Genomic DNA, 25,096 nt, shown 5'->3' with positions numbered 1-25,096 from the left:
ATTCATATGTCAAACAAGATGAAATTATCAGGTCTTACTGATCTCCTTAAAGACCTCGATGTCGAATCACTCGAAGGAGTGAGTATTGAAGGTGACATCGAGCTCGATATCTCCGGAGGCGGTGGACTTAATCCCGCAATGGCCTATGCACTGGGGCACGAAGCTGCTCAGATATCAATGCATGTTGCCAATATTGCAAGAATGTTGGGATACCCTGTTGACCAGCTTTTCGCAGCATCAATGGGCGGACTTCCACAGGCACCTGTCGCAGGTGCATCAAGGATACCAGAACTCCTTCCTGCAAAGTTCGATGTTTCAAAGATGAGCGAATGGGCAACACCTATCCAGGAAGTCACCCTCGGTGCAACATCGGCAGATGGCGGTTCCCGTAAGAGCACTGTCACCCTTGGTGGGGAAAATGCACTTCCTTATTACTTCGATGCGGAAATGCCACATCGCAATTATGTTACAATGGACGTCTTCGACATGCCAATAGGCATGGCAAAGTCTGTCAAAGAGAACTATGGTGATGTTATCAACGATCCTGCCGAATGGGCAAAGAAGGTCGTAAAGGACTTCAATGCAGATATGGTGACAATTCACCTGATCTCAACCGATCCTCTCATCAATGATACTCCTGCAAGGGAAGCTGCAAAGGTCGTAGAGGATGTTCTCCAGGCGGTCAAGGTGCCTATTGTCATCGGTGGTTCAGGTAACCCGCAGAAAGACCCTGAAGTCCTTGAAAGGGCTGCTGAGGTTGCAGAAGGCGAGCGTGTTCTCCTTGCATCCGCAAGTCTTAATCTCGATTATGAAAGGGTTGCAAAAGCTGCTACAGACCACGGTCATGCAGTACTCTCCTGGACTCAGCTTGAGATCAATGCACAGAAGGAACTTAACAGGAAGCTCATGAAACAGTGCAATGTCCCAAGGGACAGCATTGTCATGGACCCAACAACTGCAGCGCTTGGCTATGGTCTTGACTATGCATACTCAAACATGGAACGTATTCGACTTGCAGGTCTCATGGGTGATGAAGAACTTACATTCCCAATGTCCTCCGGTACGACCAATGCATGGGGTGCCCGAGAGTCATGGATGAAGGAATCTCCACTCAAACAGGATTCTGACTGGGGTCCACGTGAGTACAGAGGTCCTATCTGGGAGATAGTCACAGGTCTGACCCTCTCACTTGCAGGCAACGATATGTTCATGATGATGCACCCAACATCAGTTCAGGTGCTTAAGGAAATAACACAAACACTCTACGGCTCAATTGAGGCTGAAGAGATCGATATCACTAAGTGGATCGGAGCGGAGGTGTGATAAATGAAAATAAACAGCCCCCTCGAAGCATACAAGTTCCTTCCTGGAACTAACTGTGGTCAGTGTGGTGAAACATCATGCATGGCATTTGCTTCCCATCTTATCGACAGGTCACTGCAGGCAACCGATTGTATCCCTCTTATTGAGGAAAAGAAATACAAGAAGAAATATGATGAACTTGTAACTCTCCTTGCTCCTGAGATAAGGGAAGTTGTCATTGGTGTCGGAGATAACGCTATCAGTATCGGTGGAGATGATGTATTACACCGTCACAAGCTTACTTTCTTCAACAAGACCGCACTTGCCTATGATGTCTGGGACACCATGGAAGAAGCTGACCTTGTCGAGAGAGTGAACAAGATACAGGACTTCAAGAAGTTCTATGTCGGTGATTACCTCACCCTTGACATGATCGCTGTCCGCAGTGTATCAAATGACCCTGAAAAGTTCGCAAAGACCGTAAAGAAGGTAATGGAGACAACTGACTTCCCAATGGTACTTTGCTCCTTCGAACCTGCTGTCCTGAGGGCAGGACTTGAGGTCGCAGCTGAAAAGAGACCTCTTCTTTATGCAGCGAACAAGGATAACTGGCAGGAAGTCGCAGCTCTGGCACAGGAGTTCAATGTCCCTGTAACTGTCTTTGCACCAAATGATCTTGATCTTCTCAAGTCAATGGCAAAGACCTTCGCAGACAACGGCATTGAAGATGTTGTACTCGATCCGGGAACATTCCCGACAGGAACAGGTCTTAAGACGACCCTTAACAATTTCCTGAAGATCAGAAGAGCAGGCATCAATGGCGACCGTGATATTGCATTCCCGATCATGGCAGTTCCGTTCACAGCTTGGATGGCACACGATGATGAGGTTAGCGCATCATACTGGGAAACCGTTGTAGCTTCCATATTCACTATCAAGTACGGTGACATCATGATCATGCACAGCATCGAGCCTTACGCATTGATGCCACAGTTGCATATACGTGATACTATGTACACTGACCCAAGGAAGCCTGTAACGGTCGATCCTGCAGTCTATGAGATAGGTTCACCAACAGCGGATTCACCATTGCTTGTGACCACCAACTTCGCACTCACATACTACACAGTTGAGAGTGACCTTTCATCTAATGGTGTGGACTGTTACCTCACAGCTATCGACACTGATGGTATCGGTGTAGAGGCTGCTGTGGCAGGAGGACAGCTTACAGCCGCAAAGATCAAGAAAGGACTTGATGATGCAGGCTTCGACATGGAAAAGCTGACTCATAAGGTAATCGTGCTTCCAGGACTTGCAGCACGTCTGCAGGGCGATGTGGAAGACGAGACTGGTGCAGGGGTAATGATCGGTCCGGCAGATTCAGGCAGGTTGCCTGGATGGATGGAACAGAACTGGCCACCACAGAAATAACTCCATTTGCCTTATCCGTGTCATAATTGACACGGAAATCTTTTTTTATTTCAGCACTGTTCCTTTAGCCATGGCTAAGAACAGATCGAAGAATAAAGACGCTTTGAAAATGAAAAGGATCCTGAAGAACAATAACCTCGTTCTGGTCATTGGTATCCTTTTGATACTATCTGGTCTTTTCGGGATAATATTTAACCAGGATGATAAGTGGTCAGTTACAGAAGAGGGCCTGCTTTCGTATCCGGAACGCGATGCTATCCAGTATTCAGTTATTGATGTCGATGACTCTAATTCGAACTACACTGTCAGTACGATCGAATATATGAGCAGGGGCAGAGCAGTTCCTTCGCTTTTGACAATTCCAACAACAACAACCGATGCACAGATGCCGGCAATAGTTGTTCTGCCAGGCGCTGGTGTCACAAAAGAGAACGAACATAGTCTCTCGATAATACTCGCTGATATGGGCTATGCTTCGATTATTATTGACCAGAGGGATCTTGGGGCAATTGATCTCGAATCGGATGTTGAAAGGTTCAAGACCGGTGTCGAGCCTGTGCAGTATCTAATGGTCTACGATGCACTGAAAGCTTCCGATGTATTGGCCGATCAGCCGGAGGTAGATGCATCAAAGATCGCAATGATGGGTTCAAGCAATGGGGGCAGACCTGCCATTATTGCCACAGCAATTGATGATTCCATTTCTGGAGTTGTTGCCATAAGCACATCCGGATATGATTCCTATGCAATCGATCCTGCTCAGGTCACAGACAAATTGGCTTATGAATTCTTCAGGTCCATAGACCCTGACAATTATCTTGCGGAGGTATCACCACGTCCATTTGTGATGCTGCATTCGATCAATGACAGTGTAATTCCTTATGGTTCTGCACAGATCACATTTGAAAAAGCAGAAGATCCAAAGTCATTTACAGCCATTGATAGTAAAACTCACGGCTACACCGGTTTGATGCATCCATATCTTGAAGAAGGACTTGAAATAATATTCGAATAAAAAAGGATTTGGCATCCGTTTAGGGATGCCACTTATTTTTACAACTTTTGCTTGCGGAATCCATATGCTATGGTTCCCACTGCAAGGAAGACGATGGCAGTAGCCAGAATATCAGACCCTGAGAACCCACTTGAAGATGCCTCTTCTTCAGAGTTCGTTTCCTTTGTCATCTCATACCCTTCCACATAATTTTCATCCTTCGCAGATTTCTGTTCTGTGGTAGTTCCGTAGCCTTCTGCATCATTGCTTGTGCTTGTGCTATTGACGATGCTTGCAGAAGGTGTGTTCGAAGTGCTCTTATGGGAACTACTCTTTTGGGAACTTGTTTCAGGATATCGATGTGTTGCGTCCTGCATTAGTTTGTTGTACGCATCAAGGGTATCCTGGTCAACCTCGATTCCCAGAAGAGATATCTGTCCGGAAATAAACTGGTCGAGTGAAGGGTTTCCACAGGTATGGTGACAACAGGTAACATCATTCTCGACTACAGATTCGACATAATCTTTTATTAGAGTCTTAAGTACCTCATCAGATACATCCCAGTTACCTTTTCTTGCAGTTTCGATCATCCTTGCATTCATGGACTGGTATGCATACGGGTTATTCTCTTTGACCCAATCCGCATTATCACCGGTCATGTATGTGTCATAAACACTGTCCCATACATGATTATCTATCAGGTCAGGGCATACGGCTTCCCATCCCCAGAGATTTTCAATGAATTCACCCATCGCACCTGCACCTTCAAAACCATGCTGTTGCATACCTTCGATCCAGGAAGGGTTGAGGTACCTTGTAACGATCTCTCTTGAGAGATATGTTTTCAGTGTTTCTATGGTTTCAGCATCCGGGTTCTGGAGATTCATTATGTAGGTATTCGGAGTTGTACCGGAAGCTTCTCCTACAACCAGCATCAATCCACCCATGTACTGGAAGAAGTCATCTGTGTCAAGAGCACCATAGGTGCTCGAACTGCGACTGTGTAAGATCGCATTTACATCTTCAAGGTTGTCCCCAAAGACGTCCTCATTATCTATAGAACTACCAGCAACATCCCACTGGCTAACGATATCTTCTATGCTTTCTCCCCAGACATATTGTCCATAGGCATTGCTCATCCTTTCCATGTAAAGGTCAGCAAGAACTGTGTTGTCTTCCCAGGTGTCACTTGCAGAGATTGCATTTGCCATACCTGTTCCATAGGCACTGTCCTCAGGGCCGAAGATCCTGAGCAGGGAAATGGTCATTGAAGCAGTTTCATTCTGGAATGTTGTATTCAAGCCTTCGTAGATGTTGTTGGTATTTTCCCTCACATAGTTCGTATTCTCTACGGGATCATATGGGATATATTCAGGCATAGGACGTTCATCCTTTTCACCATATCCATTATCAGGGGCATTGTATGCCAGATAGACTGCCTTGTCGATCAATTCCACTTTGTGTGGGAATGTGTCCCTGTAAAGACCGGAGATCTGCACAAGTACATCTATGCGTGGGCGTCCCAGTTCTGAAGAATCTATCAACTCCACGTCCACAACTTCTCCGTTATCCCAAACAGGTTTAACACCAAGGAGGTACAGGATCTCTGCTTCCATCACACCTTCGTGACGTGTGGATTCTCCTGCCCATAGTATAAATGCAACCTTTTTCGGATATTCTCCTTCATTTTCATCCATGTACATATCTACGGTCTGATTCGCGAGATCCCTTCCAAGGTCCCATGCTTGTTCTGTTGGGATGAGCTGCTCATCGAAAGCATAGAAATTCCTGCCTGAAGGAAGTGCATCCGGGCGAAGTATTGGGTCTCCTCCAAGGTTTGACTCTATATACTTTCCATCCATTGCGTTGAGAACTTGGTGGATCTCATCTTCGCTCTGGCCAAGTTTATCAGCATATTCTTCAGCATCTGACAGGTAATCATCCATTGTAACTGAATTGTTACCAAAACCAAGAATCTGTTCCTGCGCAAAAGTATAATTTTGTCCCTGATTCAGTACGAGGTCAAGAAGTGTCACTGGTGCAGTCTCAGATCTATTGTACAGTGCAACTTCTTCCTTGAAATTATTTCCAAGCATAGAACAAACCATCTCATTTAGTTGTTCATTCTGAGGGGAAGTGCCCAGAATGTGTAAACCGTATGGCATGGATGTTGTCCTGAGTTCTCTGAGAACATCATCAAGTTCATCCAGGAACTCTTTTCTGGTCAATTCATCTTCGGAAAGACTCATATTGATTCTTTCATCCAGATGTAACTCAAGTGTAAGGTTAACTATTTCGTTATAGCGATCTTCCTGAATCTCTGGTTCACTGGAAAGAGCATTATACTGATTTATTTTTTCATTCAATTCAGTGTAGTTCCCATAACTTCCAGACATTACAACTGGGGGTATAAGGTGGTCGATTATAATCGCATTTCCCCTGCGTTTTGCCTGCATTCCTTCTCCCATGCCGTCCATTACATATGGGTAAACTACAGGTATGTCACCAGCCATGATGGCAGGCCATTCATCCCTGAAAAGACCGAATTCCTTTCCAGGAAGCCATTCGACTGTACCATGCCTTCCCATGTTAACCATAACATCAGCATCAAACTCGTTCTGTAGCCAGAGGTAGAATGCAATGTACTGATGGTGAGGTGGCAGATTTCCTGAATGGTATAGTGCTTCATTGTCCTGTAACCAGCCCCTTGTAGGTTGTGGAGCAAGGATCACATTATCACTAACTTCTATTTTAGGTATAACGACGAAGCTGTTACCTGAACTATCTTCGTACATCATGACCTCTCCAGGGGCTTCACCCCACATTTCAACTACTTCCTGCTTTCTTTCTTCCGGAAGTTCATTAAACCAACCTTTGTAGGTTTCTTCAGGGATCAATGTTACTTTTCCTGTCTCGACAAGATCTTCAAGTTCTCCAGGAGCCCAGCTTCCGATATTTGTACCCTGCTTCACAAATAGATCTACAAGTTCGGTTTCGTTAGGAATGCTTGATATATCTACATCATAACTTGAGTTGGCCATGCCTTTCAGAAGATTATTGATACTTGGGATAACCTCTAGATATGAAGCACCGATGTTGTCCTTTCCTGCTCCATGGTTGTAATAGATGATGACAACCTTTTTCTCAGATTCGTTCTTTGAAGACAGGTCAGTCTGTGCTTCAGCTCTCTCAACAAGCCAGTCAACCTGATCATCGACCGGGACGTAGACTTCGTTACCCTGAGAATTAATTTCTTCGGAAGATATCATGATCGGATCGATCCATCCTAATGTTTCCGGTCTGTATAGCCTCAACATATAGGTATTTGGTAGTGGATTATTTGTGTCCTGCCACTCGGTAAGGTTCATGTAACCGTTTAGTACTGTGTTCATTACCGGTACGCCCAAACTCTCGATGTCAAAATACTGGCTTCGATAAGTGGTTGAAAGTATCAGGTCAACTTTGGTTTCAGGACTGTAGTCAAAGAAAGGGTCCACATATTCGCTGCTTGAACCATAGCACGCTATAACATTCATACCTCTATTTTCGAGTTTTTCTATTATCTGATCATAAGTTGCCATATCATCAGGATAGTATGAACTGTAGAATGTCATACCAACAGTTGGAGCATTTTCATCAAAAGAATGTTCTGTTGAATTCCTGTTGCTATACCACTCGAAGTATTCACTGGTATTGTCAGTAAAATATGGTGCAGACATCTCGGGATGGTATATTGCGCTATCTGAACCTGTCGGATCTTCTACTTGTAGGTCATTACGATTACCAAGAGTAGTTGATAAAAAGAATATCATATTATCAAAGTTAGACTCATCTATAGCACCATATATCCAGTAATCCTGAAGATAGTTCTCGAAATCCTCTTCATTGGAGAAACCATCTGGAACTTCATAGTTTTCATTGAGATAGGTGTTATATCCCACAACGATTGTTCCATTTGCAATTGCTGCATCAATATTGTCTGATATCACTGAAGCAGTGGCAGTAAACATATTGACATAAATTATGTCTGTTTCTGAAAAGTCGATATCTTCTTCGATTGTAGATGGTAAATAGCATAAAATTGTTATGTTGTAATCAGAATTGCTGTTTATCCTTTCAACTACACTGTTTAATTTTGAAGAATAACTTTCATAACCCGTAATTATAGAAATATTGAGGTGATGATCGTTTATATCCAACAATTTCTTCTCTTTTAAGAGTAATACATCCACATAAGGATGAATTGGATCAGGTCCCATTATAGCTGTGAAGGTCTGTCCTGAAATCACCGACCTATCTAGGAAACCGTATAGTTCATCAATCCTGTCAACTGCATCTCCACTTGATTTGATATTCAGAGATTGTTCCACAGAAGAACCATTTACTGAAACATCAACCTCTATTGCTCTCAACTTGTCTGAATAGTTCATTGCAACAAGTGTATAGTTCCCATTTTGAATATCTTCGAAACTATAGTAACCATTCTCATCACTTGTAGCATTGGAAATAAATTCATCTGCCTTCTCATTTAAGAGCAATACATCCACATAAGGATGAATTGGATCAGGTCCCATTATAGCTGTAAATGTTTGTCCTGAAATCACTGATCTGTCTAGGAAACCGTATAATTCATCAATCCTGTCAACTGCATCTCCACTTGATTTGATATTTAGAGATTGTTCCACAGAAGAACCATTTACTGAAATATCAACCTCTATTGCTCTCAACTTGTCTGAATAGTTCATTGCAACAAGTGTATAGTTCCCATTTTGAATATCTTCGAAACTATAGTAGCCATTCTCGTCACTTGTAGTATTGGAAATAAATTCATCTGCCTTCTCATTTAAGAGCAATACATCCACGTAAGGATGAATTGGATCAGGTCCCATTATGGCTGTGAATGTCTGTCCTGAAATCACTGACCTATCCAGGAAACCGTATAATTCATCGATGTTGTCAACTGCATCTCCACTTGATTTAATATTTAGAGATTGTTCCACTGAAGAACCATTTACTGAAATATCAACCTCTATTGCCCTCAATTTGTCTGAATAGTTCATTGCAACAAGTGTATAGTTCCCATTTTGGGTATCTTCGAAACTATAGTAACCATTTGTATCACTGGTCGTGTTTGCAACAAGTTCATAGGAAGAAGCTGCTACAGGCATTGCACAAAGGAAGATCAAAAGCAGCAATGCTGGTAATATGAATTTAATTTTTTTATATGCCGTTTCTTTATTTTTCATGACTACACCAAACTAGTTAGTTTTCGTTGTTTTGTATAAACTTTACTTGTCTTAAATTGCGAAAAAAAGAGAGATGAATTGGCACCGATAAGTGGTCTAAAAAAGAACGAAGCTATTATACGCATTGCTCGCTCTGCTTTTACGATCTCGTTCGCGATCTCGTGATAAAGTTTCGTTTCAAACTCCATATTTATCTCCCCACATGCTGAAATAGGGAATTCTCTATGTCTTCTATAACTCATTTGTACCACACCAAGAAAATAGATAATAAATTATATTTTATTGTCTATTTGCCAATTCACAAGCTGCATTAGCTATTTGCAATACTCAAACAGTACAAAGTATATAAATATGAGTTTTATGGTCATATATGTTATCTTAAAAACTAACATGGGGTTACATGGCGATAGTCATCTTATTCATTATTGTTCTGCTACTTCGTTGTAAACTTGATATGTGTACAATATTCTTAAATAAAATAACCCGATTGTAATCACCGCCTGTTAGCTTTATTCGATCTGAATATAGGAACAGGACATATCTTATCGAAGTTTGAATACAATTAATTGACCTTTTTAAGGGTGAATGATGAAAGACCAATATGATCTAATAGTTGTAGGTGCCGGTCCCGCAGGTTCGATCGCAGCAACGACCGCTGCTCAAAAAGGACTCTCGGTCCTTATGCTTGAGAAACGGCAGGAGATAGGGGAGCCTATAAGATGTGCTGAAGGTGTTGGTAAAAGAAGGTTAAGGCAGCACATTGAACCGGATGAGAAGTGGCTTCGTGGCGAAGTTAGTGCTGCCAAGATAATCTCTCCCAACGGTACTACCCTTACAATGGCTGAGGAGAATGCCGGATCAGAGGTCGGTTATGTCCTGGACCGTAAGATCTTTGACCGTACGCTTGTGGAACTTAGTGGTGAAGCCGGTGTGGATATTATGGTAAAGGCCAGGGTCACCGGTCTTATCATTGAGGATGATACTGTTTGTGGTGTTGAGATGATGCATCTTGGCAAGAACCATTCAATTCGTTCTAAGCTTGTGATCGGTGCTGACGGTGTGGAATCCAAGGTTGGCAGATGGGCAGGTATTGACACATCACTAAAACCATCTCAGATCGAAACGTGTGCTCAGTTCCTTGTAAGTGGAGTTGACATCGACCAAAGTTCCTGTTATTTTTACATGGGCAACAAAGTAGCACCTGGTGGATATGTCTGGCTGTTTCCGAAAGGAGATAATATGGCAAATGTGGGTATTGGGATTCTCGGCAGTCGTGCCGGAGAAAAGAAGCCCATTGAATACCTGGCCGAGTTCGTTGAGGCAAACTATCCGAACGGCTCTATCATTGAGCACGTAGCAGGTGCAGTTCCTGCAAGTGGTCCCATTGAAAAGACAATTGCCAATGGCCTGATGCTTGTCGGGGATGCTGCGAGGCAATCTGATCCTTTTACCGGTGGTGGCATTAGCAATGCAATGGATGCCGGGCTGTATGCCGGTGAGGTTGCAGCTGAGGCTATTGCTCAGAACGATGTGTCTGAAAAAATGCTTCAGGAATACGAGAGACGCTGGCGTGGTTCGTTCGGTAATGAAATTGCCAATAATCTTATCGTTAAGGAGACTTTTTTCAGTCTGTCGGATGAAGACCTTGATTCACTTGCAGGGTCTATAAAGGATGTCGATTTTAAGAGGATGGACCTTCTCGATTTTGTGGCAGCACTTTTTAAGGCGAACAAGAAGCTTCTCTGGAACTTACGTCCATTGTTCACACAGAAGTTAAAGCAAAAGATATCTGGATTGACTAAATTCAAAAGGTAAGTATGGATGTTATATTTAATATCCATATTCTTTTTTTAGAGTAATGATCTCAAGTTGATGTGCCTGACATGCGAATAACTTAGTGTACAAAAGACTAATATCCAACTACTGACCATTCAGACCTTTGATGAGTCAGATCTTATGCCCAAAATGTGGGGCGAAAACGGAAAAACTCTACAAGAACACTTGTAGGGAATGCTTTTTAAAAACATTTACTTTAGCTGAGCTTCCACTTGTTCTTCATGCAAAGATCTGTGCCAAATGTGGTGCACGATTCGACAGGAACAAATGGAGGGATGTGGGTGATCTGGATGAGATCGTCATCAGGACTGTGGAAGATGCACTTTTGATACACAACGAGGCTGAAGATGTCGAGATATATGTCAACCCTCACCAGATGACCCCTCATCTTTACAAGGTAAGGGTAGAGGTCGAGGCCATGGTGGAAGGTGAATCTCTCCATCAGAACCTTAATGCCGAAGTGCGTGTGCTGCGTGAAGCATGTGACCGATGTAGCCGCATGGCAGGCGGTTATTTTGAAGGTATTTTACAGATAAGGGCGACCAACAGGGTCCCGACAGCAGAAGAGATCGATTCCTGCAAGATGATCTGTGCTGTGATGGTAGAAAAGTTATGGAAGAAGGGGGATAGGCTTGCCTTTATAACCAACAGCAGCGATTCAAAGGATGGTGCCGATCTCTATCTTGGCTCTTGTAACGCATGCCGGCATATATGCAAGAGCATCTCCAATGAGCTTGGTGGCAGTTTTACAGAATCAGCTACTCTGCATAGTCACAAGGAAGGCAAGGACATATACAGGATGACCTATGCGATGAGGTTGCCGGAATTCATGCCTGGTGATATCATTCTTTTTAAGGGCGATGTTATAGAGATCAAGAACTCCGGTAAGAACACAAAGGGTATTTCTCTGTCAACAGGTTCGCGATTCCTGATCGAAACGAGTAGTCTGAAAGGGGCTAAATTGATCGGTAATCGTAAAGATGCGGTGCCTGCGGTCCTTGTAGCCGTGGAGGGTGATGATATTATGGTACTTGACCCAACTACATATCTTACCGTCACATTGAAAAAACCAATGTTCTTTTCATCTTCAGAAGGCAGTGAGATCCCTGTAATAAGCACTGAGCAAGGGCTTTTTGCATTGCCAGAGGATAGCGAACATAAACTATAAGGTGGTGTCCGTTTCTGGAGAATGTGCTTATTATAGGATACAGCAGCCGGAACATTGCTTGTTCGGCATCCAGGGCAGGTTATAATGTCTATGCCATCGATGCATTCTGTGATATGGACCTTCAGGAGAATACAGTAGATTCCAGAGCCCTTCTGACATGTGATGGTATCGACATTAAGAATATAGATAGGAAGGTCATCATCGAACTTATTGATAGCTTCGATGTCTTTCCCGATGCTATTGTTCTGGGGTCAGGTTTTGAAGAACTTGACCTTTCCGGTCTTTCCTGCAGGATATTGAACAATGCTCCTTCTATTATGAAACAGGTATCTGACAAATATTCCTTTGCAAAAGAGATGGAGTCTATGGGAATCCCTCATCCTCTATCAGGTAATGTCGATGAAGCGGAAGATATTGGATATCCTTTAATGGTCAAACCAAAATGTGCAGGCGGGGGAAGGTTGAACCGGGTCGTTCAGAACGAAGCGGAATTGAACACTGTTCTTGAAGAATTGCCTGTTATTGACCCGACACTGGGAATTGCTGATATTATGGTACAGGAATTCCTTTCCGGTTTTCCTGCAAGTGTTTCGCTTATTGCTAATGGGACAAGCGCAGTTCCCATTGCAGCCAATGAACAGCTCATAGGCGTACCCTGGCTTTCCGGTCTGCCTTTCTCATATTGTGGTAATATAACTCCTTACAGGACCCCTTATGCAGGTCAGATGTATGAGATATCGGTAAAGCTTGCAGAGAACTTTGGGCTTGTTGGGTCTAATGGGGTGGATTTCTTGTTAACTGATAAAGGTCCTTTCGTTATAGAGCTTAACGCAAGGTTCCAGGGTAGTCTTGATTCAGTGGAAATAGCTACCGGCCTCAATCTTTTTGATCTGCATGTCAGGTCCTTTGATGGTATCCTTCCAACAAGTACGCCTGATATTCTAAAATATGCAATAAGGGCGGTCATGTATGCTGATAGTGCAGTTAGCATCACTGAGTCTATAAGTGAAATGATAAAGGACATGGCTATTGCTGATGTTCCTACTGCGGGATATGAAGCCCTCCCTGATGATCCTCTGACCTCTATTCTTTGCAGTGGAGATACACGTGAAGATGTCATGGGAAAGACGCTCGAGATGCGTAGTACTTTAAAGGATATATTCCAATGAACTGTTTATGCTGCCAAATTTTAATGGCAAATGATCAGACTACAATTAAAATAAAGTAGGATTCTGCTAGAAGCTTCCATATAATATTAAGATACGAAAATAGGCTAAAAAAGCACCGATCTGTGTTTTTGTGGATTAGCTATAAATAACAAAATACCTAAGAAACCTATTCTTAACATATTATCTATTCATGCTATCTTATTTACAAGGTGATATTAGTGACAGATTCAAATGATCCAGTCGTCCGGGGCTATCTAATGCAATTGATAGGTGAAGAGGGGATAGAGATGATAGAGAATATGCCGGAAGGTGAGGTCACCGATGAACAGATCGCTGAAGCCTCTGGTGTAATGCTCAACATCGTCAGAAGGACCCTTTTCATCCTGAATGAGAACAAACTTGCCGTTTGCAGAAGGGAACGAGATTCCAGCAGTGGTTGGCTTACTTACCTCTGGCAGTTGGATCTTAGTGATATTGAATCACATCTGGTGAAGGAAAAGAAAAGGATTGTCAAGAACCTTGAAATGAGATATAATTTTGAGTTTGATAGTGTATTCTACACCTGTCCGGAAGGTTGTGTAAGGTTCGAGTTCAAAGAAGCCAGCAAGTGTGAGTTCATGTGTCCGGTTTGCGGTGAGGACATGATGTTCGAAGACAATTCGGAAATGGTTAAAAAGCTGCGTGAAAGGCTCGATGCACTTGATGCGAGCAGCTAAATATGCTATCAGCTTCTGATGCACTGAAACTGCTTAAAGATGAAGGTTGTGCAGACAACGTTATTCGGCACTGTCAGGTCGTATCAGAAACCGCTGTAAGCATTGCATATGCTTTTCAGAAAAAGGGACATAATGTCGATGTACAGCTTGTTGAAGTGGGTGCTCTTCTGCATGATGTCGGAAGGTCACGCACACATGGCATAAGGCATGCCATTGAAGGTGTTTCAATTGGGGAAGGGCTTGGTCTTGACCCTCGTATCATCCAGATCATAAGAAATCATATTGGTGCAGGCATAACTTCTGGGGAAGCAAAGGCCCTGGGTCTTCCGGAAGTTGACCATCTTCCAATAAGCACCGAAGAGAAGATCGTAGCCCATGCTGATAATCTTGTAATGGGTGATGAGCGTGTTCCGCTTGAAAGATCTATTCAGCGAATGCGTGACAGAGGCATGAGTGAAGAAGCTATCCAAAGAGTGCAGGCTCTCGCTGATGAGTTCGGGTTTTAATTATTATATGGCGTGTTGTGGGCATGGATGCAAACAGTTATATAATAAAAAACCTAAAGAGGGTTTGTATTGCGGGAAGCAAAACACATTTTTACCTATTGATTTTCTCGTTTTTTGCTATGAGGTATAATTAATGGATAATGATAAGCATTTAAAAGGTACAACTACTGTAGGTATAGTCTGCACTGATGGTGTAGTTCTTGCTACTGAACAGAGGGCAACCATGGGTCACTTTATTGCAAGTAAGACCGCAAAGAAGATCTATCAAATAGATGATCTGGTTGGAATGACAACTGCGGGTTCTGTAGGTGATGCTCAGCAGATTGTACGTATTATAAGTGTGGAATCCAAGCTTTTTAAGATGCGCAGGCAGGAATCGGTAACTATCAAAGGCATTACCACCCTTCTTTCGAATATGCTTAGCGGTCAGAGATATTATCCACTTATGGTCCAGTTACTTATTGGCGGCGTTGACAAGAACGGTCCTGCTATCTATTCTCTTGATGCTCTCGGAGGTAATATCGAGGAGACAAGGGCAGTTTCAACAGGTTCCGGTTCTCCAATGGCTTACGGTGTTCTTGAAGACCGTTACACTGAGGATATGACCGTAGTGGAAGGTGTTGATCTTGCTATCCGTGCTCTTCACAATGCTATGAAGAGAGATTCAGCATCAGGCGAAAGCATTGATGTTGTTGTCATCACAAAGGACAAGTATGAAAGACTGGATCAGGAAGAGGTTAAGAAAAAGCGTGAACTATTGAACTGATCTTAAAAGGACCATTGCTTTTTCGAGTTATGGTCCAATTCACACATTTTTTTTAATATACTATAACATTTTTTTAACTTTTTTGAAATAGGAAGGCTGTTTAATGGCAATAGAAGACGTATTAGCGGATCTGAAAAAGAAAATTGAAGAAAAGGTCCCGGACAACACAACTATAACCAGTGTTGAATTTGAAGGACCGCAACTCGTTGTTTATACTGAGGATCCAAAGAACTTTGCAGACAATGGCCAGATCGTGAGAACTCTCGCGAAAACCCTACGTACAAGGATCGTTGTTCGTCCGGATCCTAAAGTCTTGGTCCCTCCGGAAGAAGCTATTGGGAAGATAAAGGATACCGTTCCAAAGGATGCTGTTCTATCTAATTTTCATTTTGACCCTGATGTAGGGGAAGTTGTTATCGAAGCGGAAAAACCGGGTTTGGTAATAGGTAAGCATGGTGAGACCCTCCGTGAGATCACGAAAAAGATCGGCTGGACCCCTAAGGTGGTTCGTACGCCTCCAATCAAATCCAGGACAGTAAAGAACATCAGGGAGTTCATGCGTACCAATCATAAGGATAGGAAGGAAATACTCAAGTCTGTAGGTCGTAACATTCACAGGGAATGTACTTCCAAGGACCACTGGGTCAGAGTGACCTCCCTTGGTGGATGTAAAGAGGTTGGTAGAAGTTGTTTCCTATTATCAACACCTGAATCCAAGATAATGATCGATTGTGGTGTGAACGTTGGTTCTGATGATAATATGACACCATACCTCTATCTGCCTGAAGTTCAGCCACTTAACCAGATAGATGCCGTTGTGCTTACACATGCACATCTTGACCATCAGGGACTTGTTCCGCTGCTTTACAAATACGGATACGAAGGTCCTATCTATTGCACATCCCCTACAAGGGATATCATGACACTTCTGCAGCTCGATTTCATTGATGTTGCTGCAAAGGATGGTAAGAAGACCCCTTACGAATCCACAAATGTGCGTGATGCACTCAAACATACCATTGCACTTGATTTTGAAGAAGTTACAGACATTGCTCCTGATGTTAAGCTGACCTTCCATAATGCAGGACACATTATCGGTTCTGCAATATCACATTTCCATATCGGTGACGGATTACATAACGTAGTTGTCACAGGTGATTACAAATATGGTCCTACAAGGCTTTTCGATCCTGCAGTGAACAAGTTCCCACGTGTAGAGACCGTGATAACCGAATCTACATACGGTGCTTCCTCTGCAGTACAGCCATCACTAAAGGAAGCCGAGAAGAACCTTCAGCAGATTATAAAAAGTACCATAGATAACAAAGGCATCGTGCTTATTCCTGCTTTTGCTGTGGGAAGAAGTCAAGAGGTTATGATAGTTCTTGAAGATGCTATCAGGAGAGGGATCCTCGATGATATTCCTGTTTATCTCGATGGTATGATCTGGGAAGCAACAGCGATCCATGCGACCTATCCGGAATATTTGAACAACAATCTAAGGAAGCTCATATTCCAGAAAGGTCAGAACCCGTTCCTTGCAGAATGCTTCAAACCGGTAGATTCGCACGAGCTTAGAAAGAAGATCATAGAAGACCCTCACCCATGCGTGATCCTCTCTACCTCCGGTATGATGAACGCAGGACCTGTTATGGAGTATTTCAAGGCGTTTGCACCTGACCCTAACAACACTCTTGTTTTTGTCGGTTATCAGGCAGATGGTACCCTTGGAAGACGTATACAGAAAGGCTGGAAGGAGATCCCGGTTTCATCCAAGAACGGAACTGAGGTCGTAAAAATGAATATGGGCGTCGAGGTAGTTGATGGTTTCTCCGGTCACTCGGACAGAAAACAGCTAATGGAATACTTCAAGAAGATGAAACCACAACCAGAACGTGTTTTCACAGAGCATGGTGATGAACGTTCATGCATCGACCTTGCAAGTTCATTACATAAAAAATACCGTCTGGAGACCCGGGCACTTACAAACCTTGAAACTGTAAGGTTGGTGTGATATCCACACCACCTTTTCATTCTTTTTTGATATCCAGCTCTTTTAGGAATTTCAGAAGTTCACTGTGATCATTAAATACCTTATCTGCTTTTTCAAGTTTTTCCGGTTCAACGTGAGTTGAAACAGCAACGCAATAAAGACCTGCGTTCTTTGCGGATTCCACTCCCAGTGGTGCGTTCTCGATAACGAGGCATTTCTCTTTCTCTACACCAAAATTTTCCACGGCCTTAAGATATGGTTCCGGGTGAGGTTTTCCATGGGTGACATCAGCGCCTGAGATAAGCAGGTCGAATATGTCAGGATAGAGCTCATTGAACATTTTATCGATTATGGGGCGGTCAGAACCGGAAACAACAGCTAAATTGTACTTGTCCTTTTTTTCTTTTAGGAAGTCGTACATGCCATCGAAAGCAGTTACTTTTTCATATAGGAAGAAAAGTTCACGCTTTCTCATACGTAATCTTTCTATTAGTTCAGGAGTTGTTTCTCTTCCTGCCTTTTTATAAATAAGCTCGATGACCCCTGCGAAATTTGAACCTTCTATATCATAGATCTCCTGCCTGACCACATCGATTCCAACTTCTGAGAAGGTCTGTATCCATGCATCAGCATGAAATGGCATGGAGTTCACAAGGACGCCATCTGCATCGAAGATCAATGTGTTGAACATAGTTGTCAGTTCAGGTCTAATATAACTTAAAGATTACTTGCAAGTACCTCATTTTAATTAGTAAATAAAGTAGTTCGATGGCTCAGGGGTTTAGAAAAGATTAATTACTATACGATACAACTTATTTACTGAGGTGAAATGTATGTCTAAATTTAACAAACGTGATTCAGAACGTAAAGGCGAAAAAAAGGTTGAGCTTTTGGATGATAAATTGATACACGAAAACCTCGACGATCTCAAGGGAGAGGGTGGTGAAGTACTAGATTGAGCACAACAATTAAAGTCAAGATATTTCCTGATAGCCCGGATGGACAGATAATAAATGTTCCTGATGATTCTACCTATGAGGACCTTCTGAATACTATGGGTATCAATCAGGAACTTGTTATTTTATTAAATGATGGAAAAGCTGTCCCTATCGATGACATAGTTGTCGAAGGTACGGTCACCATCTTAAAAGCGATATCTGGCGGCTAAAAGCAAAGCTGATCAAGACGATATAGCCAAAAAAGAATGGATTAAATAAAAGTTGGATATCCTTATATTGGATATCCTTTATTTTGCAAGATCCTTTAATTTATCGATTATACGCATTCTTGCATCGTTCTCTTCTCGGATCTTTGCCTCATAATGTTTTACAATATCATTGAAAGGTGTTTTCAAAGTGTAGATCTTAGTAGGTCTTCCTTTACCTGTAACCTTTTCATTATGGATCGAAATCCAATCGTGCTCGCGCATTGACCTCATTGCAACACTAACTTCCGGTTGGCGGAGTCCAGTCTTCATCTCTATTTCTTGAGATGAGGCTTCGCTCACATTTGAAAGATAGGCTACAGTAGTCGCAAGGTTGCGCGTCATTCCCAAACTCTTTAACGAATCGATAATCTCTTCGCTAGAGTCATCTAATAGCTTTCCACCAGTGCTAATCATGTCCATCACCGTACCAATTATATATAAAGCACATTAAGTACCCAATTTAAGGTATGCGATTATTATATTTAAATCCTCATGTATCACAGTATATACCTATGATTTTGGAATGGATGCACAATGATGTATATAAGCTTTATTATAAATTAAAAGGACATTTTAAACATTGTGTTTAAATTCACATAATATTTTATACAAATATATAATTATTTAGTATACTATTAAACAATATTTATTGAATTTATTCAATAGATTAAAAGAAGGCGCATAATTCGCATTTTTTTAATTATATAATTTTTATATTCATCTCCATTTTCTTAATATTATTTCCAGATATTCTGCAATGTGCGCACCTACTCTGTCAATATAATTTAGTAGTTTCAATATTACTCAAATGTTGGGAGCTTCGGTATTAAGTTTTTACAGGATCACTATAAAGTGGTCATCACGAATACATTTATATTTTATGTAAACAAATTAGACTTAGGCAAAAGTCAAAATTTCAATTATGAAATAATCTATCTATCCCCTCTAGAACTTCGTCATATGACTTTTGCCTCTATGATCATATATCATTGCAATGTCAACTGAGAAATTGTTGACTTAAATATCAAAAAAGTAAATGGATGAAAGTCACAGACGACCTTCGATCCTTTTTATATAAATAGTATTTTTATATTAGAGCTTTTCAGCAATTTGAACAGCATTCAAAGCTGCTCCCTTAAGGATCTGGTCACCGCAGACAAAGAACTCAAGCCCGTGGTCTCCAAATACAAGGTTCCGCCTTATTCTGCCAACTTCCACATCATACTTTTTAGTAGCGTTCAATGGCATTGGATAGATATTGTTCTCAATATCGTCCTTTAATTCAACACCTTCGACCTGTCCTAATAATTTCCTTGCATCAACCGGATCGATCGGTCTTTCTGTCTCTATGACAATACTCTCACCATGAACTCTCATGGTAGGTATCCTTACACAGGTACAACTGATAGGGATATCTGGTTCTGAGAATATCTTCCTTGTCTCCCAGACTACCTTCATTTCCTCACGGGTGTAATCGTTTTCCTGGAAACTGTCGATATGGGGGATCGTATTGAAAGCGATAGGATATGTAAAGACCTTGTTCTTGGCCTCTTTACCTTCAAGATAGTTCTTCGTTTCTTCGGTCAATTCGCTCATGCCGGCTGCTCCAGCTCCGCTGGTCGCCTGATAAGTGCTGATGATGATCTTCTTCAGCCCATATTCCTTATGAAGTGCGTATAAGGGGATCGCTGCAATGGCAGTTGTGCAGTTCGGGTTGGCAATAAGCTTAGAATCTCCGATCGCATCGGCATTTATCTCAGGTACCACCAACGGAACCTTATCATCGTATCTGAAAGCACTGCTGTTATCGATAACATAGCAGCCGGCACTTGTTGCCTTATCTGCATTTTCCTTGCTCCATTCACCACTTATCGCAAAAAATGCAATATTGAGTTGTGAATAATCTGCCATGTCAGCATTTTCAATAGTAATAGCTCCAAAAGGAGTATCTACTGTCTTGCCTGCACTTCTCTCTGATGCAAAAAGCCTTAGTTCTTCCACGGGAAAGTTCCTATCGTGTAGTACTTCTATGATTTCCCTGCCTACTGCACCAGTAGCACCCATAATACCTACTTTATAGCTCATTTTAGTTCATCCCTTAGTTGCTGGAAGTTCATAGAATCCCAATTCTTAAAAAACCTATCGACGATTCAAGTTCCAATGCTAAAACACTCTATCATCAACAAAGGTTTTTCACAAAATTTTCATTTATGGTCATATAAAATATCTTATAATATCTTGGTTGGTCTTCATAAGCGTTAAATTTATAAATAGGAATCGGCAATGAGAATCCTATTATATCAAAAAATCATATTTAGTGGAGAGGAATCAGATATACTTAAAGATCGAAATTTGGCAGATATTTTTCATATTGGCAATAGCCTTGCTTTTTTGGTTTCTTGAATGTTTCTTATTAGGATGGATCTGATCTTAAAAGATCATATTAATGGAACGATCCCTTACAAAACTTCCATTTATAAACAAAAAAAGAAGTGGATGCTGTCATCCACTAAGAGTTCTTCAAAGTTCATTTTCCATAGCATTTCTTAAGATGTTCAGCTGAAGGCGGCACCGTAGCAAGGCTTACGACAATTGCAACGAATATTGCTATTGGAGTTGCCACAATTATAGGGTCGACAACTGTCCATGTTCCCGTGAGCAAGGTATCAACTCCGAAAAGGGCTTTGCATATACCAAGAGGGACTGCTTCCTTTGAATGTACGAATGTCAGCCAGAACAGGCTTCCTGCTGTACCCACCAGAAGACTTGCAATAGCCCCTTCCCTTGTCATCCTCTTCCAGAACAATGCGCCCACGTACATGGGCAGGAAAGCTGCTGCACAAAGCCCGAAGAAAATTGCAGTTGCCCTTGCGATGATGCTGATGGGGAGGACATAGGCAAGAATCACACTTGCAATGATGGTCAAAGCTATCCCAAGCCTTGTTATGTTCACTGTCTGTCCGACCTCCCCTTTCTTAATGAACTCGCGGTAGAAGTCATGCCCAATGGCTGTTCCCATTGTATGGAACTGTGAGCTCAAGGTTGACATCGCAGCTGCAAGAAGCGAAAGCATGAATAATACCACGAACAGCTCTGGCATAGAACTGTTGATGTACTCTGGGATTATAAGGTCGGTATTTCCTTTTGCTGCTACTACTGCAATAACTCCCTGTGTCTTCTGGAAATATACATTTGAAAGAGCACCGACAGTAAATGCTACTCCGGTCATCATCAGTATGAATGGTCCACCCACAAGTACAGCACGACTTAATGCCCTGTCATTCTCAACGGTCATGAACCTGACAGCAAGCTGAGGTTGTGCAAGAACACCTATGCCCACACCAAGGACAAGTGTGGAGACCAACGTCCACCATATAGGTGAACCAAAGGCAGGCATAACCGTCCATCCTAAATGTCCTCCTGCAGCAAGGGATTCTGGAACAAGGTTTGACATGCCTGAAAGTGCTTCGTGTGCTGCAGTGACGCCACCGAGCTTGATGTATGTCAAAGCAAGCAGTACCATCATACCAACGAACATGAAAGCACCTTGCAATGCATCGGTGTACATGACAGCGATCAGCCCGCCTGTGATAACATAAGCAGCTACTATGATCGTCAGGATAAAGACCGCAATGTCATAGTTCACGCCAAGTGTTGTTTCGAGAAAACGGGCGCCACCGATCAGGACAATACCTGCGTAAAGGGGCATGAAAATACCGATTAACGCTCCGGAGAATCCCTGAATGAACCGTGACTGGAAACGTCTTCCCAGAAATTCCGGGAATGTGACCGCATTAAGGCGGAAACCCATACTTCTTGTCCGTTTTCCAAAGACAACGAACGCAATGAAAATACCTACTATAATGGTCATTACTGCCAGCCATAGAAGCCCCATTCCCAGAGCACCAGCGGCACCACCAAAACCAACGATTGCAGAAGTGCTTATAAAAGTTGCACCATAGGAAAGTGCGAGGATATAGGGATTAATGTTCCTTCCGGCGACCATGTAATCATCGATCTGCTTTGTTTTCTTGTATCCTAATAATCCCAGATAGAAGATTATCATCAGGTAGATAAGTACAATAATTCCGAGCAGAGGTGTACTAATTGCCATTAGAAGTCCTCCTGCTCTTCTTCATTCCATCTAAAAAGACCATAGACCATACAACCAAGAGCGCTTACAATGCAAAGCACGTAAGCCATCCAGATATAAGGGTCATCTATTCCTAACATAATCATCACCATTTTTAATGTAAATTTAATTATGTCACATGATAATAATGCCATATATTAAGATTTCGTATGAAAAAAGTATATATTAAGAAGAAATTAGGCAGTTGTTCACAAGTTGTGAAGATATATACTGACACATACGGATCAGAAATGTGACAAGTTAACAATCTACTCTCTTCAAATGGATAAATCAATGGATGATTGATTGATTGATTGATTGATTGATTGATTGATTGATTGATTGAGTTATGATATGATAAAAAAGAATAAAAAAAATTGACCTGTAGTTACTGCGCTGAACTTAATTACAGCTCAAGCATAATTCTACCGGTCATTTGATGGATCAGGACAGCAACGATACCGTCCATTGGTTTCATTCATTCATCTTCTGAATGTTTGGATCAGCGAGTTTCACTCATTTTCGAACACTGTAACAAGTCTCAAGATGTTCCTTCGATGGAGGTTTTGTAACAAGGCTCACACCAACTGCAACGATCATTGCTATTGGAGTTGCTACAATAATAGGGTCGACAACTGTCCATGTTCCTGTGAGCAAGGTATCAACTCCGAAAAGAGCTTTGCATATACCAAGAGGGATCGCTTCCTTTGAATGTACGAATGTCAGCCAGAACAGGCTTCCTGCTGTGCCCACCAGAAGACTTGCAATAGCTCCTTCCCTTGTCATCCTCTTCCAGAACAATGCGCCCACGTACATAGGCAGGAAAGCTGCTGCACAAAGCCCGAAGAAAATGGCAGTTGCTCTTGCGATGATGCTTATGGGCAGGACATAGGCAAGGATCACACTTGTAATAATGGTCAACGCGATCCCAAGCCTTGTTATGTTCACTGTCTGCCCGACATCTCCTTTCTTGATAAATTCACGATAGAAGTCATGTCCGATAGCTGTTCCCATTGTATGGAACTGTGAGCTCAAGGTTGACATTGCAGCTGCAAGAAGTGTCAGCATGAACAATACCACGAACAGCTCTGGCATAGCAGCGTTGATATATTCTGGAATTATGAGGTCTGTATTTCCCTTACCGGCTACAACTGCAATAATTCCCTGTGTTTTCTGGAAATATACGTTGGAAAGGGCACCGACAGTAAATGCTACTCCGGTCATCATCAGTATGAATGGTCCACCTACAAGTACAGCACGGCTTAATGCCCTGTCATTCTCAACGGTCATATACCTGACAGCAAGTTGTGGCTGTGCAAGAACACCTATGCCTACACCAAGGACAAGTGTGGATATCAATGTCCACCAGATCGGCGAGCCGAACGCTGGCATGGCTGTCCAGCCCAAATGTCCTCCGGCAACAAGTGACTCAGGCACAAGTCCTGACATGCCAGAAAGCCCTTCATGTGCTGCCTTTACACCACCGAGCTTGACGTATGTAAGTGCAAGCAGTACGATCATTCCAATGAACATAAATGCACCCTGCAATGCATCCGTGTACATAACAGCTATCAGTCCGCCGGTAATGACATAAGCAGCTACTATGATCGCCAATATGAGTACTGCAATATCATAATTGACCCCAAGCGTGGTCTCAACAAAACGTGCTCCACCTATCAGAACAATGCCCGCATAAAGGGGCATGAAAATACCAATGATAGCTCCTGAGAATCCCTGTATGAAACGTGACTGGAAACGTTTGCCTAGAAACTCAGGAAATGTCACGGCATTAAGGCGGGCACCCATGCGACGTGTGCGCTTTCCAAAGACAACAAAAGCAATGAATATACCTACGACGATGTTCATCACTGCCAGCCAGAGAAGCCCCATTCCCAAAGCTCCGGCAGCTCCGCCAAAACCAATTATCGCAGAAGTACTGATGAATGTCGCACCATAGGAAAGTGCAAGAATGTACGGGTGAATACTTCTTCCGGCTACCATGTAGTCGTCTATTTCTTTCGTTTTTTTGTATCCAAGTAATCCAAGGTAGAAGATTATCATAAGATAAATAAGTACGATCACTCCAAGCAAGGGTGTGCTTACTGCCATTAAAGTTCCTCCTGCTCTTCTTCATTCCATTTCAATAAACCATAGACTATACAACCCAGAGCACTTATGATACAAAGGACATAAGCCATCCATATATAAGGGTCATCGATTCCTAACATAATTATCACCATTTTTAATGTACATTTGATTATGTCACATGTTAACATAAGCCATACATTAATGTTTCGTAGATCATTTTATGAAATTTATAGTGTATTCGAAATATGTTAAAAAATAATATTGATATTAAAAAGAGCCATGAATTTTTATTAAAATAAGAACGAAAAAATGAATGATGAAGAAATAACGATTCTGTTGCTTGCTGCACGTGCCACGATATAAATTGTCCTTATGTGTCAAGATCATTTACTAATAATTTATACAAACCTGTATTTATGTTTTTAAAGAATCTTCATTGTCTCCAAAATTTACTTTAAGAATTGTATATAATTTTATTTTATATATCGATAAATAATGGGGAAGTATATATAGATATATTCAATATTATGCATGGGGATAAC

Annotated in this window: 20 protein-coding genes; 12 read left to right on the top strand and 8 right to left on the bottom strand. The window is 42.1% G+C overall.

Translation table 11 applies throughout. From position 1 onward, the window contains the following. Window positions 1-6: 6 nt before the first annotated feature. The 3 genes from cdhD to AC20MK_RS06300 all read left to right on the top strand — a co-directional run bounded on the left by cdhD (window position 7) and on the right by AC20MK_RS06300 (window position 3,748). The gene (gene cdhD / locus AC20MK_RS06310) at window positions 7-1,323 is read left to right on the top strand and encodes a CO dehydrogenase/acetyl-CoA synthase subunit delta (protein WP_487355030.1); all 1,317 of its coding nucleotides are present in this window, start codon (window positions 7-9) and stop codon (window positions 1,321-1,323) included. Between the two features lie 3 nt (window positions 1,324-1,326). Further along, complete coding sequence (gene acsC / locus AC20MK_RS06305) at window positions 1,327-2,733, top strand: acetyl-CoA decarbonylase/synthase complex subunit gamma (protein WP_487355029.1); 1,407 nt, start codon at window positions 1,327-1,329, stop codon at window positions 2,731-2,733. Window positions 2,734-2,803: 70 nt separating this feature from the next. After that, window positions 2,804-3,748, top strand: coding sequence for an alpha/beta hydrolase (locus tag AC20MK_RS06300; protein WP_487355028.1), 945 nt, complete (start codon window positions 2,804-2,806; stop codon window positions 3,746-3,748). A 38-nt stretch (window positions 3,749-3,786) separates the two neighbouring features. On the opposite strand, the gene cobN is transcribed toward AC20MK_RS06300, so the two are convergent. Continuing rightward, complete coding sequence (gene cobN, locus AC20MK_RS06295) at window positions 3,787-8,973, bottom strand: cobaltochelatase subunit CobN (RefSeq protein ID WP_487355027.1); 5,187 nt, start codon at window positions 8,971-8,973, stop codon at window positions 3,787-3,789. Window positions 8,974-9,561: 588 nt separating this feature from the next. Between cobN and AC20MK_RS06290 the strand changes: the two genes are divergently transcribed. The 7 genes from AC20MK_RS06290 to AC20MK_RS06260 all read left to right on the top strand — a co-directional run bounded on the left by AC20MK_RS06290 (window position 9,562) and on the right by AC20MK_RS06260 (window position 17,148). Further along, entirely contained in the window at window positions 9,562-10,788 is a 1,227-nt protein-coding gene (locus AC20MK_RS06290) for an NAD(P)/FAD-dependent oxidoreductase (protein ID WP_487357074.1), read from the top strand. 127 nt (window positions 10,789-10,915) lie between these two features. Then, the gene (locus AC20MK_RS06285; protein WP_487355026.1) at window positions 10,916-11,977 is read left to right on the top strand and encodes a 60S ribosomal export protein NMD3; all 1,062 of its coding nucleotides are present in this window, start codon (window positions 10,916-10,918) and stop codon (window positions 11,975-11,977) included. Between the two features lie 23 nt (window positions 11,978-12,000). After that, window positions 12,001-13,146: an ATP-grasp domain-containing protein gene (locus AC20MK_RS06280; protein WP_487355025.1), complete on the top strand. Its 1,146-nt coding sequence runs from the start codon at window positions 12,001-12,003 to the stop codon at window positions 13,144-13,146. 218 nt (window positions 13,147-13,364) lie between these two features. Then, window positions 13,365-13,862, top strand: coding sequence for a transcription factor (locus tag AC20MK_RS06275; RefSeq protein WP_487355024.1), 498 nt, complete (start codon window positions 13,365-13,367; stop codon window positions 13,860-13,862). A gap of 2 nt (window positions 13,863-13,864) precedes the next feature. Continuing rightward, window positions 13,865-14,368 carry a TIGR00295 family protein gene (locus AC20MK_RS06270; RefSeq protein WP_487355023.1) on the top strand — a complete coding sequence of 168 codons (504 nt, stop codon included), beginning with the start codon at window positions 13,865-13,867 and terminating at the stop codon, window positions 14,366-14,368. A gap of 133 nt (window positions 14,369-14,501) precedes the next feature. Beyond that, window positions 14,502-15,134, top strand: a complete 633-nt coding sequence (gene psmB / locus AC20MK_RS06265) for an archaeal proteasome endopeptidase complex subunit beta (RefSeq protein ID WP_487355022.1) — start codon at window positions 14,502-14,504, stop codon at window positions 15,132-15,134. A 103-nt stretch (window positions 15,135-15,237) separates the two neighbouring features. Further along, window positions 15,238-17,148 (top strand): beta-CASP ribonuclease aCPSF1, encoded by a 1,911-nt coding sequence (locus AC20MK_RS06260; RefSeq protein ID WP_487355021.1) that lies wholly within the window; start codon window positions 15,238-15,240, stop codon window positions 17,146-17,148. Between the two features lie 16 nt (window positions 17,149-17,164). Here the strand turns inward: AC20MK_RS06260 and AC20MK_RS06255 are convergent, their stop codons facing one another. Next, window positions 17,165-17,818, bottom strand: a complete 654-nt coding sequence (locus AC20MK_RS06255) for an HAD family hydrolase (protein WP_487355020.1) — start codon at window positions 17,816-17,818, stop codon at window positions 17,165-17,167. 142 nt (window positions 17,819-17,960) lie between these two features. Between AC20MK_RS06255 and AC20MK_RS06250 the strand changes: the two genes are divergently transcribed. Together AC20MK_RS06250 and AC20MK_RS06245 are read left to right on the top strand one after the other, a co-directional pair. Beyond that, on the top strand, window positions 17,961-18,086 hold the full coding sequence (locus AC20MK_RS06250) for a hypothetical protein (protein ID WP_487355019.1): 126 nt from the start codon (window positions 17,961-17,963) through the stop codon (window positions 18,084-18,086). After that, window positions 18,083-18,295 carry a ubiquitin family protein gene (locus tag AC20MK_RS06245; RefSeq protein ID WP_487355018.1) on the top strand — a complete coding sequence of 71 codons (213 nt, stop codon included), beginning with the start codon at window positions 18,083-18,085 and terminating at the stop codon, window positions 18,293-18,295. The genes AC20MK_RS06250 and AC20MK_RS06245 overlap by 4 nt, the downstream gene beginning before the upstream one ends. 78 nt (window positions 18,296-18,373) lie before the next feature. On the opposite strand, the gene mreA is transcribed toward AC20MK_RS06245, so the two are convergent. The 6 genes from mreA to AC20MK_RS06215 form a co-directional block, all read right to left on the bottom strand. Continuing rightward, on the bottom strand, window positions 18,374-18,748 hold the full coding sequence (mreA, locus tag AC20MK_RS06240) for an MreA family transcriptional regulator (protein ID WP_250869086.1): 375 nt from the start codon (window positions 18,746-18,748) through the stop codon (window positions 18,374-18,376). 678 nt (window positions 18,749-19,426) lie between these two features. Beyond that, the gene (locus AC20MK_RS06235) at window positions 19,427-20,419 is read right to left on the bottom strand and encodes an aspartate-semialdehyde dehydrogenase (protein ID WP_487355017.1); all 993 of its coding nucleotides are present in this window, start codon (window positions 20,417-20,419) and stop codon (window positions 19,427-19,429) included. 442 nt (window positions 20,420-20,861) lie between these two features. After that, window positions 20,862-22,448, bottom strand: coding sequence for a sodium:solute symporter family protein (locus AC20MK_RS06230; protein ID WP_487355016.1), 1,587 nt, complete (start codon window positions 22,446-22,448; stop codon window positions 20,862-20,864). Beyond that, window positions 22,448-22,567: a symporter small accessory protein gene (locus tag AC20MK_RS06225; RefSeq protein ID WP_487355015.1), complete on the bottom strand. Its 120-nt coding sequence runs from the start codon at window positions 22,565-22,567 to the stop codon at window positions 22,448-22,450. The genes AC20MK_RS06230 and AC20MK_RS06225 overlap by 1 nt, the downstream gene beginning before the upstream one ends. Before the next feature lie 415 nt (window positions 22,568-22,982). Continuing rightward, the gene (locus AC20MK_RS06220; RefSeq protein WP_487355014.1) at window positions 22,983-24,575 is read right to left on the bottom strand and encodes a sodium:solute symporter family protein; all 1,593 of its coding nucleotides are present in this window, start codon (window positions 24,573-24,575) and stop codon (window positions 22,983-22,985) included. Continuing rightward, entirely contained in the window at window positions 24,575-24,694 is a 120-nt protein-coding gene (locus AC20MK_RS06215) for a symporter small accessory protein (protein WP_331522285.1), read from the bottom strand. Before AC20MK_RS06215 ends, AC20MK_RS06220 begins: the two co-directional genes overlap by 1 nt. Between the last annotated feature and the right edge of the window lie 402 nt (window positions 24,695-25,096).

The sequence above is a fragment of the Methanococcoides sp. DA23 genome, assembly GCF_057593895.1.
Note: the sequence above shows the minus strand (reverse complement) of the source record. Positions and strands in the feature narration are given on the sequence as shown.